This window comes from Bacillus sp. E214, assembly GCF_008087365.1.
In the GTDB taxonomy this organism is placed as follows: domain Bacteria; phylum Bacillota; class Bacilli; order Bacillales; family Pradoshiaceae; genus Pradoshia.
Window position 1 is genome coordinate 87065 of sequence record NZ_VENN01000004.1, and the last position, 17824, is coordinate 104888.

Below are 17824 nucleotides of genomic sequence, written 5' to 3' on the forward strand. Positions count from 1 at the left end.
GCTTTCTTTTCTGCCGTCTGCATTGATACCTCCCCCTTTTCTTACATTAATGATAACCGAATCAAAAAGGTGGAAATACCATACAGATTTAGGAGAAAATCAGGTGAAAATTTTAGATATGCAGTTCATATGTATGCAAGGTAAAATAAAAAAGCCAAAGCATTCATCAACAAAGCTTTGGCAAGGTACTATTACCCAGTATGATTTCGGTAGGCAGAAGGTGAGATCCCTTCATATTTTTTGAACTTTCTATGAAAATAATCAACATCGGCATACCCAATTTTTTCGGCAACCTCATAAACCTTTAAACCTTTTTGTAATAATATTTTTCCATTTTCAATACGGACCTTATCTAAATACGTATTAAAATATTCACCGGTATAATTTTTAAATAATTTTCCAAGATAGGCACTATTATAATTGAATACCCCAGCAAGACTTTCCAACCGGAGATTTTGATTATAATTCTTATGAATTAAATCAATCATTTTCTTCATTTGTGTACCGGTCAACCCATTATCAATTCTTTTTATAATAGACTCAAACTGTTGAAAAATATATTCGATTAAGTCAGACATAGTTTCGATTTTATAAATATCAGTGGCACAATCATTAACCTTCATTGAATCTAAACCAATGGAAGAATTTAATTGCAACAGCTTATTCATTGTATGGGTATAGATGTAAATAAACTGTTTCTTTATTTGCTGTTCCGAAAAATCTCGATGCATCATTTCTCTTCCAAGTTCATCTATAACAGTTCTGCAAGTATCAATATTAACAACATCTATCGCATAATAAAGGCGGTTTAAATATTCATCTAGCAGTAGTTCTTCTTTTAAAATCCCATGGGCGCTATCCAACTCTTTTCTATGGCTCTTTGTTAATATTTGTCCTTTTTCAAAATAAAATTGATGTTTAATCAAGGTAAGTGCTGTTTGATAGGATTCCTGTATACCGTATACACTCGGCATAAATTCTCCCAATGCAATACTTTTACAAAACGGATGAATCTGTTTCATTAATTTTTGCTTGATCATGTCAGTCCGAGAAATAAATGAATAATCTGATCTCAAATAAACAGCTGCATACCCATTTATCGTAAAAACAACGCCCTTTTTACAATCCTCGAAGAAGGATACTAACTCTGATTTTATTTTTTTCTGCCCATTCTCATAGCACTGAATTAATAAAATTTGACATCCGCTATCCTCCAATTCAAACTTATGAAGATTTTCTTGAACATTAGCCATTTCTTTAAAATCATTCAGACATAAGGAAGCGAGAAATTCATCCCTTTCGTGACAGTACTCAGCCTGAATCAAACTGGACCATTGTTTCCTTTCCTCAATATTTTGACGCAAGTCAATCAGGTACTGAATCAACTCCTCCTCGTCAATTGGCTTAAGCAAATAACCCGCTGTTTTTGCTTTGATTGCCCTTTTGGCATAAGCAAAATCTGAATAGCCACTCAGAACAATAAAAGAAATATCATTATCCTCTGCACGTATTAACTCAATAAGGGAAATACCATCCATCTCTGGCATACGAATATCTACAATCATTAAATCGGGTTTACACCGGCAGTATTCCTCATAGCCTTCCTTTCCATTTCTAGCCAATGCAATGATTCGAAAACCGTATTCCTCCCAATTGATCAGAGTTTTTAAGCCTTCACGAATCATAGGTTCATCGTCAACAATCAATACATTAAACATGGCTATCTCTCCCTATTGGAATTCTAAATTGTATAACGGTTCCTTTATTAAGCTCACTTTGAATAGAAAGACCATATTCTTCTCCATAAATGAGCACCATCCTTTGATGGACATTCCTCAGCCCTATATGTTTCCCCTCTTCTTGATGGTTAATGGATTGAAGAATATCCATTAACCTCTGTTCCGAAATACCAATCCCATTATCAGAAACGATGATTTCTAAATCACACTCTTTTTTCTCGATTGTCACCCACACTTTTCCACCGTTATCTAATAAATCGAATCCATGAATAACAGCATTTTCAACCAAGGGCTGAATGATTAATGGCTGAATCAGCACGGTCAAAGCTTCTTCTTCTATATCCAGCTCATATTCCAACCTGTCCTGATAGCGGAATTTCTGTATTTGCAAATAGAGATTCACCATTTCCAATTCTTTTGACAGAGGAATTTTTTGACCCTGAATCTCCAAGCTGTGGCGCATCATTCTGCCAAGCATTTTTACAACATTCGCCACATCCTTCGCTCCCTCCATATGGGCTTTCATCCGAATAGACTCTAATGTGTTAAATAAAAAATGCGGGTTTATCTGGCTGGCCATCATTTTAATTTTGATTTCATTTTGCCTAATTTCCAACAGACTTTTCTGCCTATTCGTTTCCTCCACCTTGGCAATGAGCTCTCGCAGATTTGCCACCATTCGATTAAATTGCTTGGATAATGTACCAATTTCATCTTCCCCATCCACTTCAATCATGCTTGATAAATCACCGGCTGAAACCAAATCTATTTGCTTGCTCAATTTAGAAACCCGCTTAGAATAAAGGATTGATACAATGGAAATTAATACGCCAGCTAATGTAAATCCAAGCAGGGTAACAAAAAAACCCATCATACTGATGTTATTGGCATCTTTCATCATTTGGTCTTCTGTCATAACTGATATAATCCGTAAATGATCTTGACTTTGTTCCAGTAAGGAATCCTCCATAACCACAGATTTTTTGCCATTTAATTTACCTTCATAAACTTTGAATCCATCCTCTTCACTTACCTTTTCTAATGAAGGGATGACACTGGAAAGCTTTTGTCCTATATGCTTTTTCTGATTGGAGGCTACAATATTATTCTCCTCATCAACAATCATTGCCCTCAGGGTCTCCTGATTCAATATCCATTCCAACTCTGAAGTATTCACTGTTATAACAAGCGCCCCGTATGTATTAGTCTTAAGAAAATTAATACGTCTCACAAGTGATAAATAGGGCCCATTATCCTTAGTTGAATCATTGACGTAATACCATCTCATTAAATCAGGATTTTTCGTTGTTTCCTGATACCATTCTTCTTTTTTTACCTCTTCATCAATAGGTATAAATTCCCAATTATTTAACATCGTTGGATTATCCATGAAAAATCGAATTGTCGAGATTTCATTATAGTATTCAAGGTAATATGTAAATAGCTTATAATTTTCATAGGCTTCTACAACCTGATAACGCGAATCATAAGAGGTATTTGCGACCGTATCCAGCTGCTGATCAAACTGAAGGTTGTCAGATATATAGATTGGTACTTTTAAAACCTCAGCCGTTCTCTTTTTCATTCGTTCCATATTCATTTTCGATTCACTGATGGCGTCTTCAATAGCTCCATTTCGCAATTGCTGAGTTAAATATAGACCAACTATACTAATCGGAATCGCTACCAGAATAACCAGGGATATAATCAACTTATCTCTTAATTTCATATTATTTAATTTGCGAGTAATATACGCTATCATCAACGAACCTCCAACGGATAGTAAGCGCTTACATATATAAATATATTATACATGAGATTTTTTAAAGAATTTTCCAAATAAAGTGGTATATTTTTTATGATTTTTCATGTCATAATTAGTGATTACGCAAAACCTCATGGTAATAACTCCTATTTATTTTATATTTATTCACATGCTCACTCTATACCAATTATCGATAAACGTAAAAAAACACTATATTTGACTATAGTGTTTTTTGTCTCTTATTACTCTATTGTTAGCCAATGAATAGCCACTTCATCTTTAAATAAGAGATAGATATCTTCTACCTTGTCCTCTTCGATGTCCATGAATGATTTTTCCACTGTAGTCCAAGCTTGATACCCACCTGTACTTGGAGCTTGAAGGGTACATAAAAGCTTTCCATTCGGCTTACATGTCCTCACTTCAATATCGGTTTGCTTTCCGCCATTGGCCAAACGTATTTTCATCATTCTGTTATTTGCTTTTATTTTAACGTCTTTATACATAATCCAACCACTAGAGCCAATACTTTGAATTGCATGCCGTCCTTCTAAGCACTCAACCATTTTGACTGAGTAATAATCATCATAATGAACAGAGTTTACTTTGCCCTTCAATGTTCTTTCTGTACGGGTTTCTCCTGTTATTTCAACTGTTTTTTCCAACTGAATAGCTTTGGATGAACTGCCCAGCATGACTGTATATGTTCCATCCTCCAATAGAAAACGTTCTTCTGCCACATCCCAGTATGCCAGATCCTTTACCTCTATTGATAAGATTATTTTTTTAGTCTCTCCGCCTTTAATATGCACCCGTTCAAAGTCCCTTAACGTTTTAATAGGCCGAATTACTTTAGACTGATTACACCGCACATACAACTGGACCACTTCATCACCATCCAGATCACTTCTATTGCTGATTTCTGCTGTCACATGTAAAACTTCTTCTTTCGTTACACTTTCTTTCGATAGTTCCAAATTTTTATATTCGAACTGTGAATAAGATAATCCATGTCCAAAAGGGTACAATACTTCCCCATCAAAATACTGATAGGTACGCTTTCCTTTTATGATGTCATAATCCATAATTTCAGGCAGCTGATTGACAGATTGATACCATGTCATTGGTAAACGTCCCGCTGGATTATAATCCCCAAACAACACATCAGCTATTGCACGGCCTAGTTCCGGTCCTGCATGAGATGTATATATAACGGCAGGAACATGTGCATTAACCCAGTTAACAGCATAAGGATAGCTTCCAACAATAACAACGACAGTATTGGAATTAACCTTAAGTACTTCTTGGATGAGCCTTTCCTGAGCAGGCGGCAATGTCAAATCCGGACGATCAATGCATTCCTTTCCATTTATAAAAGGATTATTACCAGCAAAAATGATAGCTGTATCTGCTTTGCTTGCCTCTTCCACAGCTTTTTGGATACCATCCTCGGTTATGTTATAGGAGAACAATGCGGCAGGCATACCTTCGGCCTGAATAATGGATCCATCATCAGACAATTGGATAGGCTGCTTATCCCAGGAAAGAATCTCCATGCTTTCTTCCTTTTGAGAAAAAGTAAATACTTCTTTTACAAACCACCCTTTTGCTTCATCAGCGGTAGCCTTTAAATGAAGATCGTCATCTACGGTAATGAATTTGCCATTTTTCTCAGAGCGAAGCGTCTCACTCCCCCATCCCCAGTCCGTATGAATCAATACATCTCCTTCATTCTCACTTGCAAGCAAGAAGCCGGTATCAGGGTTAACCCCTATCGATTTTCCGCTTTCCGTAATACTGAGCCTTATGCGATTGCTTCCATCAGCGTAGGGAATTGTTTCACCGATTTTTCCCTTGATACCTTCAAGCGGTGTGATTGAATAAGGTGGTGTACCGCTGTACCAATCGGTTAACACTTCATCTGCCAAAGGACCGATTACGGCAACCTTTTTATTTTTCAATGGAAGGATTCCATTATTTTTAAGCAATACAATAGATTCCCGGGCAGCCTTCAAAGATAGCTCATAATGCTCCTTACTGGCTAATTTTTCTGCAGAAACATATGAATAAGGATTCTCCCCATCAGAATCAAACTCACCAAGACGAAATCTCACCCTAAAGGTGTTGCAAAGAGCCTTATCCAAATCTTCTTCCAATAGATATTCCTGTTCCAAAGCATCACGGATGGCTCGTACCGTTATGTCCTTATCATCTGTGATATTGTCAATTCCATTTTTAATGGAGTATGCAACCGCCTTTGAATAGGATTCAACATAGTGATGCTCATTAACTGAACCAAGTACATCTCCAGCATCACTTACAACAAAGCCATCCATTCCCCATTCCTTTTTTATAATCTCGTTAACATCAGGATTCATATTACATAAAGTTCCATTAACAGCATTATAGGCAGTCATGATCGATTGTGCTTTTCCTTCTTTAATTTGCCTTTCAAAAGCTTTCAGATAATATTCATTTAAATTACGGGGATCGAGACTGACTGAGCACTCTCCACGGTTAACCTCGTTATTATTTCCCAGAAAATGCTTTAATGTAGCGGCTGTCTTCAAATAAAATGGATGTTCCCCCTGCATACCCTTGATTAATTCTGTTGTCAGTTTACCAGTTAAGCAAGGATCTTCCCCATAGGCCTCTTCGGTTCTACCCCATCTTGGATCCCTTTCCATATCAACCGTTGGAGACCAAATTGTTAATCCATTATGTTCTGGATCCTTTTGATAAAAAATTCTCGCCTCATCTCCAATGACAGAGCCAATTTCCTTCATTAGATTTACATTCCATGTACAGGCCAAGCCGATATTTTGCGGGAACACGGTAGCTTCCCCCAGCCAAGCAATACCATGAGCTCCTTCTGTTCCATGCTTATATTTTTTTATTCCCAATCTCGGAACAGCATCTTGGTACTGACACATTTGATTAATTTTTTCTTCCAATGTCAGCTGAGACACCAGATCTTTCACCCTGTCCTCTAGTAAAGCTTTTGTATTCTGAAAGAGATATGTATATTCCGTCTTCATCTTCAACTCCAACTCCCATCAACAGATTCTTTTTCTTATCAAAAACAAATAATCGATTAAAAGCCCAGCCTTTATTTAGGTTGTTTTTTCTTCTATTGTGTCTAAGCCACTATCTCTAGTTTGATTTTGATAGTGTATGGTTTTCTCAATAATCCGATAGAAAAAGCTAAAGGATAAAAACGCCAATATCGTTCCGGTAAAGAATGGCCATAAAAACGTAAAACCAATGCTAATATAAATTAATATCGCAGTGACCATGACTACCCCAAGGGTTGAAATCGGTCGTCCAACGGACATGATGAAAGAATTTTTGATAGATTGTAAGAGCCGATCGTGAATATGAACGGTATAGCAGCAAAAATATAAAGTCCATGTTAGGAGAATCATCGTAAAAAAAGCATAGAGAACAAGAAATATAACGGACTGTTGACTGACAAAACTAATATAATTCATAATCCAGCCAGCCCACATAAGGGTAAACACGATTCCCCCTATGAAACTCCTGAAATAGTTTTCCTTATAATAACGAAGAAAGGAAGTGGCAATCGGAATATCGCTTTCTCCCATCACCCATTTCCGTACAACTCCAAACAAAGCGACAGTGGAAGGGAAAGAGAAAATTGGCACTAACCCCATGATTAAAAGAAGAATATACGTGATATTTAAATATTCAGCATTCAATAAGCTTAAACAAAAATATAAAACAGGAAGATTTAAGAAAATCCATATGATATTTGACCAAGCCAGTCTGACAACCCATAAGCATACTCGATATGTCCCACCCAAAACTCCTGAATTCATTACCCGTCCCTCCTTATTCCTTTTGTTTAAATGTAAGTGTAGTATTTTCTCCTGCTTTTAAATTTATTTTCCATGTATCTCTTTGATTATTGTTTAAAAACCAATTTCCTTTTTCTTCTTCAATTGAAAGAGAGATTTCCTGATTTATATCTGAAAGTAAGGTACAGGAAAGAATTCCTTCTTCTAAATCCCACTCCATAGTCGATATCTTCATTCGTTTACGACATAAAATGCCCTCGACTGCTCCCTTTGTTAAGTTCTTAGGGATAGCTGGCAGCAATTCAAGTTTCCCAGGCAATGAAAAAACCAGGAGATTTACCAGAAGCTCAGGAATACATCCATTTGCATCAACATTAAACACATTAAAATGGTCATAATGAGCTGTCATTAAACTAGGATAGATAGCTCCGCCAGCTGCCATCATCCGGATAATATCAATCACAACATCTCCCATTCCTAATCTGGCAGCCGATAATCCTGCATGCATACGGCCATGAGACGAGGTATCGGTGTCAGGGTTATATAGCCAATGTTCCATTTTTAGCTCCAATGCCCGTTTGGATGCCTCCCAAAGTTCAGGAGTCTCGGTATCGGAAAATTCATAGCTTTGAAAAAGCGGATATAGGTGAGAAAAATGCCGATGGTTATAGTTATCATCATGATCCCATACAGCCCACTCCTTCAATGCCCCATCCTCATTAATCATGTACGGCGGCATTTTTTCTATCATTTGCTGCCAATGCGGTATAGATTCTTGATAAATTCCAAGCTCCCTGCAAGCCTCGATTGTATGATTTAAAACCTCTTTCGCTACGGCAATATCCTGAGTACTATTAAACGCGATTCCATTTTCAGCGGAATAAGAGGGATTAAAGACATATATTCCTTCTTCCTCATATAAAAAGTCCTCATAAAAGGCTATGATTTCTAACATAAACGGTAATGCATGTTCTCGTAGGAACTGCTGATTTCCAGTATACAAATAATAGTCATACAGCCAATGAGCAAGCCATCCTCCCCCGCACGTCCAAAAAGCGCCAAAAAACGTATCGCATTCTCGATCTCCCCAGGAAGATTCTCCCCAGTGCAAATGCCTTCCATGGCTTGAAGCCCGAACACCTGAGAGAATGCCTCTACATCCAAAGAGCATCCTGGCATTATAACGAAAATCTTCCATATAAGAATCGAGCAGGGCTGTATATGGGTGAATGCCTTCAAGCATATTACAGCTAAAAACAGAAGCCATGGCCAATTGCAAATTAGTATCTAACGTATAATCAGATGACCAGGAAGGCTCCCATGTTCCCGTCCATATCCCCTGAAGATTTGGCGGACGTACACCGGCACTGCAGATAAACATATATCTTCCTGCATCAAATAATCTCTCTAATAATGCCGGTGGTACACTGGAAGTTTCCTTAACATCCGCCAGTAGTTGATCGGTACTCCAGCCTCTTTTTTCTCCGCCATTTAAATTTAAGGAGACACGGTTAAAGACTTCTGAGTGTTTTACTTGATGGGAATCGAATAATGCTTCATATGTATCGGAAAAACCGGAAAATAAGGACGATACCTCTCTCACCATATCTTCATTGTGTTCGGCGAATGGAATAATTTTCATTAATATCAGTAACTTACTGGCATTCCTTGCTTCAATTGAAGTAGGCGTGCACTGTATCGTTCCATCACAATTTTTTATGTGCACAAAGGTATAGTATCCGCCTTTTCCATGTACGTAATCATGAGTTCCAACTAACACGTCATTAGGGAGGCATTCATATCTAGACTTTATTAAAGGATGATTGTTTTCATCTATGGTTAAACAAGTTAACGGCAGATGTTCATCCATTTTAATACTTAATGCTATAAGCTGATCGGTTCTTGAGGAAAAAAGGCGGCGCTGAAACCTTTTTCCATCATTCTCCCATGAAGAACCAATCTCTCCCTTTTCAAAATCTGTATAACGGCAGTATTCACGCAATCCTTCCGTTTGGCTTTGTTCAATATTTAGAAAGAATCCAGGATGGAATGGGTCTGTGTCCACGATTGTATGTCCCAGTTCTTCCCCTTTTTCAATAAAGAATTGATGGGATGCTCTATAACCATCACTCTTGCTGATTCTTCTCACATCTTCTAAATAAAAGGACATATCTGGCATGGTCTGTGGCGAGCCGGTTGGAAGAAATAATTCCGCATGGTTCACAATAATCGTTTCCTTGTGTGGCTGCCCAAAATGTATGGCTCCTAGCTCTCCATTTCCACATACATTCGCAAATTCCCACTTATCAGCAGGCTTATCGCTATATGTCCAATGCCTGCTGAAGCCTCTCAATGGTTCACTTCCCACTTTCCTTCACCCCATTCTTACTAAGAAGAGGACAGCTTCCTGTCCTCTCTCCATTAAATCTTAGATAAAATAACAACATCTCTGCCTGAGATTGCTATTGAACCGGAGTATTCCCGTTGATGAATCAAATCAAAATAGGAGTCATCCACCTGAATCATTTCCTCATTTTCATTATGGTTCAATATAAAAATGATCTCTTCACCATTCTTTTCGCGTTTTGATACTTCAACTCCTTTTGGAGCAGTAAGCACCGGCTTCACATTTCGCTCTCTGCATACATTTGCCAGGAAATCACGAAGAAACTCAGGATCCACACTGGATGCAATATAGTAGGCATACCCATTACCATATTGATTCCGAGTAACTGCTGGCATTCCTTTATAAAAATCTTCACCATAGAAAGCTAATGCCTCAGCCCCTTCAAGGTGGAGAAGATCACAAAGCAATGAACATGAATAGGATGGCTGGTATATATCTTTTTGAGAGGAAGCCATTAAAATATGATTCGTTTTTCCAGGCGGCAAAGCATCAATTTCTTCCACCCAAATCCCAAGTAAATGACGCAAATGGCCTGGATATCCTCCTCCTATGACTAAATCATGTTCATCGACTATGCCGCTGAAAAAAGTAGTGATAAAGGAACCCCCATTTTCAGTAAACGCTTCCGCTTTCTCTTTAAAACCAGCCTTGGTCATATAGAGAACGGGCGCAATGACAACCTCATACGAGTTAAAATCATCATTCTCAGCTATGATATCAACCTGAATATTTTGCTCAAATAACGCATGATAAAATTTCCATACCTCTTGTTCATAATTCAAATCTCTGCTTGGACCACTTGAAAGTTCCACGGCCCACCAGTTATCCCAGTCAAAAACAATCGCGACTTTCGCTTTCACTCTTGAATCGATAATTGTATCCCCAAGTGCAGTCAATTCTTTCCCCAGCTCAGCGCACTCTTTAAATACACGTGTATGTTCGTGTCCGGCATGATCAATTACGGCTCCATGGAATTTTTCACAGGCGCCAATAGAGCGACGAATTTGGAAAAACATCACACTATCTGCTCCATGAGCGACAGCCTGAAGACTTTGCAGGCGCATGACACCAGGCCGCTTTAGCGCATTATATGGCTGCCAATTTGTTACACTCGGTGTTTGTTCCATTAACATGAACGGTTCTCCTTGCTTCAACCCTCGCATTAAATCATTCCGCATTGCTTCCTTACTTACCGGAGATCCTACCTCAGGATAATTATCCCACGAGATAATATCCATATAGTTCGCCCACTTTTGATAATCTAACGGCTTGTATGTTCCCATTAAATTAGTGGTTACCTTTATATCAGGAGTGTATTTTTTGATAATGTCATATTCCAATTTATAGCATTCCAGCATACTATCAGAGTTAAAACGGCGATAATCGAGTGAAATCCCCTGAAAGGCTGTGTAATCTGAGTTTCCTAAATGCTCACTTAAATTATTTGGCAGGACAATTTCATCCCAGTCATAGAATGTATGTCCCCAAAATCGTGTATTCCAGACCCGATTTAATTCATCCAACGTGTTATATTTTCTTCTCAGCCAAACTCGAAATGCCTTTTCACAGTTTTCACAATAACAATCCCCTCCATATTCATTAGAGACATGCCATAGTGTGAGAGCAGGATGGTTTTGATAACGCTTAGCAATTTCCTCTACTAGTCTTGCTGAAAAGTGGCGGTAGGAAGAACTGTTCGGACAAGAATTATGGCGTAATCCAAATTTTCGTTTTCTGCCATCAAAATCCACACGTAACAAATCATTATACTTCCTGGCCATCCAAGCTGGGTGAACAGCCGTACTTGTTGCTAAACATGCATAAATCTTATTTTCTGCCAACAAATCCATCACTCTATCAAGCAATGAGAAATCGTATTCATCCTCTTTAGGCTGCAGCATAGCCCAGGCAAATACATTAATTGTCATGATGTCTATATCTGCGAGTCTTGTAATCCGCATATCCTCCTGCCAAATCTCTTCAGGCCATTGTTCAGGATTATAATCTCCACCATAAACAATTTTTTTAATTTGTTGGTGAATCATAGTTCAATCACTACCCTATTTTCATTTGCATGGATACATACACCCTGTTCTGTTTCTATACTTTCCCCGCCCTTAACAGCTAAGACGCTTTTTCTATTTCGAATGACGAGTGAATATGGTTTGGAAACTCTCTCCCCTTCTACGATTAACGCATTACCTGAGCGGGAAATCGTAATCCTGCACACATTCTCACCATTTTGGTTATAGATATGTGAGTTTACGGTTTTACCTTCTTCCAGTTCAAATAAATGAAAAGTTACTTCCTCTGCATAATCATAAACTGCTGTAGAATCAACAGAGCCTACCGCAATAAGAGAGTTTGGTTTTGCCATTAATGGTAATGTCATATACCCATGTTCCTCCGCCTGCCATGTTCCTCCGTCGACGACCTCATTTGTCAGGAAGTTTGTCCATTTACCCTTTGGCAAATAGTATGTTACTTTTCCATCTTCATTAAAGATTGGAGCAACTAATAGAGAATCTCCTAACATATATTGGCGATCTAAATAGTGGCACGATTCATCCTCCATATATTCAAGGATCATAGGCCTCATCATAGGAACACCAGTTTCTGCTGACTCACATGCCATTCTGTATAAATAAGGCATTAATGAATTTTTTAATTTTGTAAAAGTTCGTGTGACATCCACCGCTTCTTCATCATAGATCCAAGGAACCTTATATTCAGTATTACCATGATAACGGCTGTGAGAGGATAACAAGCCAAATTGAGTCCAACGCTTATACAAATCAGGTGTAGCTCCATGTTCAAAGCCCGCAATATCATGGCTCCAGTAACTAAATCCTGATAAGCCAAAAGACAAGCCCCCTCGTAATGATTCAGCCATCGAAGGATAAGTGGACCAGCAATCTCCTCCCCAATGGACAGGGAATTTCTGGCTTCCAACAGAAGCTGATCGGGCAAAGACAGCTGCTTCTCCCTTTCCAAGCTTTCTTTCTAATAACTCATAGACGATTTTGTTATATAAATACGTATAGTAATTATGCATTTTCTGCGGGTCAGAACCATCATGATAGACAACATCCGTAGGAATCCGCTCACCGAAATCTGTTTTAAAGCTATCTACCCCCATATCAATTAAAGCTTCAAGCTTTTCCTCAAACCATTTGCATGCTTCAGGATTAGTGAAATCTACAACCGCCAACCCCGGCTGCCACTTATCCCATTGCCAAACATGTCCATCCTTACGCTTAATGAAATAACCATTTTCCAGTCCCTCTTTAAATAATGGAGATTTCTGTCCGATATATGGATTAATCCACAAACAGATTTTTAACCCTTTATCCTTCAGCCTTTTCAACATGCTTTCCGGTTCAGGAAAAACGCGCTTATCCCACTCAAAATTACACCATTCAAATTCCTTCATCCAAAAGCAATCAAAATGAAAAACATCCAATGGAATATCTCTTTCCAGCATTCCATCGATAAAATGATTTACAGTCTCTTCGTCATAATCTGTTGTAAATGACGTACTTAACCATAGACCAAATGTCCATGCCGGTGGTAGGCTTGGCTTCCCTGTTAAAGTTGTATACTTTTCTAGTACATCCTTCATTGTCGATCCATTTATAATAAAATACTCCAGACTTTCACCTGGTACACTAAATTGTGCTTTAGAGACTTTTTCTGATCCAATCTCAAATGATACTTTCTCTGGATGGTTCACAAAAACTCCATAGCCTTTATTACTTAGATAAAGCGGTATATTTTTATAAGCTTGTTCACTGCTTGTACCGCCATCTTCATTCCATATATCAACCGTTTGTCCATTTTTCACAAACGGTGTAAACCTTTCTCCTAATCCATAGATTAATTCCCCAACATCTAATGTTAATTGTTCTCGCATATAGGGCTCTTTTTTATCAGTCAAAATATAGCTCATCCCCATACTTTGACTGGATACAATTCGTTCATCCCCAGAAAAGAAATCAATATTCCAATCCCCTTTTTTTCTAATAGAAGCCCGCAGATTTCCGCTCTGATACGATATCTCTTCATCCGCTTCCTCTATATAAACGTCTGGATTCTGTTTTGCCAGTTCAAATTCCGGCCCTCTCATCGGTGCTCCAATATGATGAAGCAGTTTGACAGAAATAACATCCTCAAGAGGTGAAGATAACTCAATGGTCATTAACCCTCCGTCCAATGTTTTTCCTCTATGTAGAATTTTTGTAAACGGAGCAAAAATCGATAGTTTATTACCATCTTTTTCCAAATCGTATACTTCCATTGGATAATGAAGCTGATAGCCTTCCTTATCCAGCCAATTCCCATTGCTAAATTTCATATATAATCACCCTTTTCAAAAATTGAGTTGCAGCATACCTCTTTAAAAAAGTAGATCGAAAAATCGAATTTGAGTAATCTGATTAGAATAAGCTCATTGCATATACCTGTTACTAAATTATTAGAACTTTCATCTGTCGAACAAAATTAATGCGCTTACATTTTTTTGTATCAACTAGCTCTCTTCCATTTTACAGAGGGAAATCAGGAGTGAACACCCTGTGAATTAAAGAAAAAATCAGGACAAAATTAGATAGAATGGCGAAAAGTGCCTAGAGGCTGAGTTTGCAGTAATCTTATTATTATTAGATAGTTGTTCATCATGGGGATAAGGATAATGGGGAAAACCAGCTTTTAACCCTCTTTCAAGTTTGAAGGTAAATCATGAAGTTACCTTGAAATTTAAGTATAAAAAAGAAGAGCATAGGCGCTCTTCTTTATAGCAAATTATAATATAATCCACCACAAAAGCTGGATTCTTAATAAAAAGGGCCTATCCAAATTCGGATAGGCCCCTTATCATCTAGAGTTTTATTTCAATTCACCTTTAATCAAAGTCAAGAACTCATCAAATGGCATAGTCTCTGATTTCTGTTCTCCATACTTACGAACGTTAACATTACCATTTTCTTGTTCCTGGTCTCCCACCACAAGCATGTAAGGGATTTTTAGCATTTGAGCTTCACGAATCTTATAGCCCATTTTTTCATCGCGTAGGTCTACTTCTACACGTAAACCTGCACGTTGAAGGCTCGCTTCAATTTCTTTTGCATAATCAAGATGAACATCCGGAGATACTGGAATAACCTGAACCTGCACTGGTGCTAACCAAGTAGGGAAAGCTCCTTTGTATTCCTCAATTAAGAACGCAACGAAACGTTCCATAGTTGAAACAACCCCACGGTGAATAACAACTGGGCGATGCTGTTTGCCGTCTTCTCCAACGTACGTAAGGTCAAAACGTTCAGGAAGCAAGAAGTCAAGCTGTACTGTGGAAAGAGTCTCATCTTTTCCAAGCGCTGTTTTAACTTGAACATCCAATTTAGGTCCGTAGAAAGCGGCTTCGCCTTCTGCTTCGAAATAGTCAAGACCCATCTCATCCATTGCTTCTTTCAGCATGGATTGAGCTCTTTCCCACATTGCATCATCATCAAAGTATTTTTCTTTATCCGCCGGATCACGGTAAGAAAGACGGAAGGAATAGTTCTCCATGCCGAAGTCTTTATACACTTCCAGAATCAAAGTAACAACACGTTTGAATTCATCTTTAATTTGGTCAGGACGTACAAATACGTGAGCATCATTTAATGTCATTCCACGTACCCGTTGCAGGCCTGCCAATGCACCGGACATTTCATATCTATGCATCATACCCAATTCAGCAATCCGAATCGGAAGCTCACGATAGCTGTGAATATCGTTTTTATAAATCATCATGTGATGCGGGCAGTTCATTGGACGAAGAACCAGCTGTTCATTATCCATATCCATTACTGGGAACATATTTTCCTGATAGTGATCCCAGTGGCCGGAAGTTTTATAGAGGTCAACACTTCCCATGATTGGTGTATACACATGGTCATAGCCAAGCTTTTGTTCCTTATCCACAATATAGCGTTCAATGACGCGGCGAATCGTTGCACCTTTTGGAAGCCATAACGGAAGGCCTTGTCCAATTAATTGAGAGTTCATGAATAAATCAAGCTCTTTCCCAATTTTACGGTGATCACGTTCTTTCGCTTCTTCTAACAGACGTAAATGCTCGTCCAAATCTTCTTTCTTGAAAAATGCAGTTCCATACACACGTTGAAGCATTTTATTATCGCTGTCTCCACGCCAGTAGGCCCCCGCAATATTCAATAGCTTAAATTCTTTAATTTTGCCAGTTGAAGGTACATGAACACCTCGGCAAAGGTCAAAAAATTCACCTTGTTCATAAATCGTTACAGTTTCCTCTTCAGGAATCGCATCAATCAATTCCAGCTTATACTCATCGCCAATTTCTTCAAATAGACGCTTCGCTTCAGCACGGCTGACTTCTTTACGGACAATATCAATATTCGCATTAATGATTTTCTTCATTTCTTTTTCGATTAAAGGAAGGTCTTCCGGTGTAATGGATTTCTCTAAATCCATATCATAATAGAAGCCGCCTTCAATTACTGGGCCTACACCGAATTTAACATCTTTATAAATACGTTTAACTGCCTGTGCTAATAAATGCGCTGTACTGTGGCGCAATACCTCCAGGGCTTCCGGTTGATCCGGAGTCACAATCTCTACTGACGCATCCTCTGTAATTGGTCGGCGCAAATCATATAATGCTCCGTTTACCTTTCCTGCAATTGCTTTTTTCTTTAATCCAGAACTAATGGAAGAAGCAATTTGCTCAGTTGTAATTCCAGATTCAAATTCCTTTACCGCGCCATCTGGAAATGTAATTTTGATCATTTCAGCCATGTGAGCCACTCCTTTTTCTACATAATAAAAAGCCCGTCCCTGATAAATTAAGGGACGAGCTATTGTATACTAAACAAACCCGCGGTTCCACCCAAATTCCGGTGCTGATGGTTCAGCTTTTCCGGCACTTGTATCTTTTAACGGAGTTCCCGTCAGCCAATAATCACCCAAATATGTTTTCCTGGCTGAAGTTCAAAGGCGGTAAGCATTTCAAGTCTATGAGGAAGCTTGCAGCCACTGGCTTCCCTCTCTGTTCACAGCTTTTTAAAACACTCATGTCCTTATCGTAACCTATCGAATTATAAACTTGTATGTAGGTTATTATAAAAGCTTATGAGGACAAAAGCAAGTCACTTTCTATTCTTTTATCATTATGAACGCTCTTCTACCTTTTTAACCTGTTCATGGAAGTAACTGATTCGGAATAAAAGGATTCTTTCCTCGAAAATTTTCCTCAATGTAGTGATTACACGATTATCCTCATCATCCGCATAAATATGAATTCGTTTCGGTGCTAAGGAAACCAGCGGTGCAATGGTGTTTGAATCAATAAACATAGGATTCTCAGCCATCAATTTACGGTCAATCACTTTAAGAATATCTTGTTTAGAAATTGGCTCAAAATATCGATTATAAAATTGAAATTCTTCATGATAAACTAAATGAATTTCATCAATCTGTGGATTCCGCTCCTCTATCAATCGTCTTAGCACAGAGATAAATTCCTGATAATCCTGCTCAAGCTTATACTCATCAATCGCAAATCCAACTAATGTAACAAGCGATTCATGGATATCCCTTAAACGGAAATTCCATAAGGATCGAAACGAAAAATCAATTCTTTGTTTAACTACTTCCTGCAGGAGATACTTGACTTGTTTTTTTAATTGTTCTGAAAGGTGATGGCTACAGCAGTAGGCAGCTTCACCATCCCACATGAGCAATGCGATTTCTGCAATCTGGCTAATTTCATCTTCATCCTCATATAAAAAGCGTTCCCGAATCACATCCCGAATTTTGCATTCCAGATGATAGGTAGAGAAAAATGTATATAAAGCATCAATGAGTGCGTGACAAAAAATTTCCTCCTGATCCGGGTCCCAAAGAAAGGAGACAGACTTTTGGCCATCCTTATGAACAGAATGAATTGCCTGTCGGATAAAAAAATCGCTGTTCTTAAATCGAACATGCCAATTAGCCTGTTCTTCCTGTGAATCAAAATACATCGTAAGCAACCCTATCCCTCCAGACTATCGGAACTCCTAGTTTTATGTATATGGGA

At 38.3% G+C, this 17824-nt stretch carries 9 protein-coding genes; all 9 read right to left on the reverse strand.

The window, feature by feature from the left end:
• Positions 1-191: 191 nt before the first annotated feature.
• Positions 192-1718 carry a response regulator transcription factor gene (locus FHY47_RS14405; RefSeq protein WP_148630976.1) on the reverse strand — a complete coding sequence of 509 codons (1527 nt, stop codon included), beginning with the start codon at positions 1716-1718 and terminating at the stop codon, positions 192-194.
• Positions 1711-3501: a sensor histidine kinase gene (locus tag FHY47_RS14410; protein WP_148630978.1), complete on the reverse strand. Its 1791-nt coding sequence runs from the start codon at positions 3499-3501 to the stop codon at positions 1711-1713. The genes FHY47_RS14405 and FHY47_RS14410 overlap by 8 nt, the downstream gene beginning before the upstream one ends.
• 245 nt (positions 3502-3746) lie before the next feature.
• Positions 3747-6542 carry a glycoside hydrolase family 3 C-terminal domain-containing protein gene (locus FHY47_RS14415; RefSeq protein ID WP_148630980.1) on the reverse strand — a complete coding sequence of 932 codons (2796 nt, stop codon included), beginning with the start codon at positions 6540-6542 and terminating at the stop codon, positions 3747-3749.
• A gap of 75 nt (positions 6543-6617) precedes the next feature.
• Complete coding sequence (locus FHY47_RS14420) at positions 6618-7343, reverse strand: YesL family protein (protein ID WP_066108846.1); 726 nt, start codon at positions 7341-7343, stop codon at positions 6618-6620.
• A gap of 13 nt (positions 7344-7356) precedes the next feature.
• On the reverse strand, positions 7357-9690 hold the full coding sequence (locus FHY47_RS14425) for a glycosyl hydrolase family 95 catalytic domain-containing protein (protein ID WP_148630982.1): 2334 nt from the start codon (positions 9688-9690) through the stop codon (positions 7357-7359).
• A gap of 53 nt (positions 9691-9743) precedes the next feature.
• A complete protein-coding gene (locus tag FHY47_RS14430) occupies positions 9744-11774 on the reverse strand; it encodes a beta-galactosidase (RefSeq protein ID WP_148630984.1) in 2031 nt (676 codons plus the stop codon).
• Positions 11771-14083: an alpha-xylosidase gene (yicI, locus tag FHY47_RS14435; protein WP_148630986.1), complete on the reverse strand. Its 2313-nt coding sequence runs from the start codon at positions 14081-14083 to the stop codon at positions 11771-11773. The genes FHY47_RS14430 and yicI overlap by 4 nt, the downstream gene beginning before the upstream one ends.
• 530 nt (positions 14084-14613) lie before the next feature.
• Entirely contained in the window at positions 14614-16542 is a 1929-nt protein-coding gene (gene thrS / locus FHY47_RS14440) for a threonine--tRNA ligase (protein ID WP_066108853.1), read from the reverse strand.
• A 371-nt stretch (positions 16543-16913) separates the two neighbouring features.
• Positions 16914-17768: a putative sporulation protein YtxC gene (locus FHY47_RS14445; protein WP_262366029.1), complete on the reverse strand. Its 855-nt coding sequence runs from the start codon at positions 17766-17768 to the stop codon at positions 16914-16916.
• Positions 17769-17824: the final 56 nt, after the last annotated feature.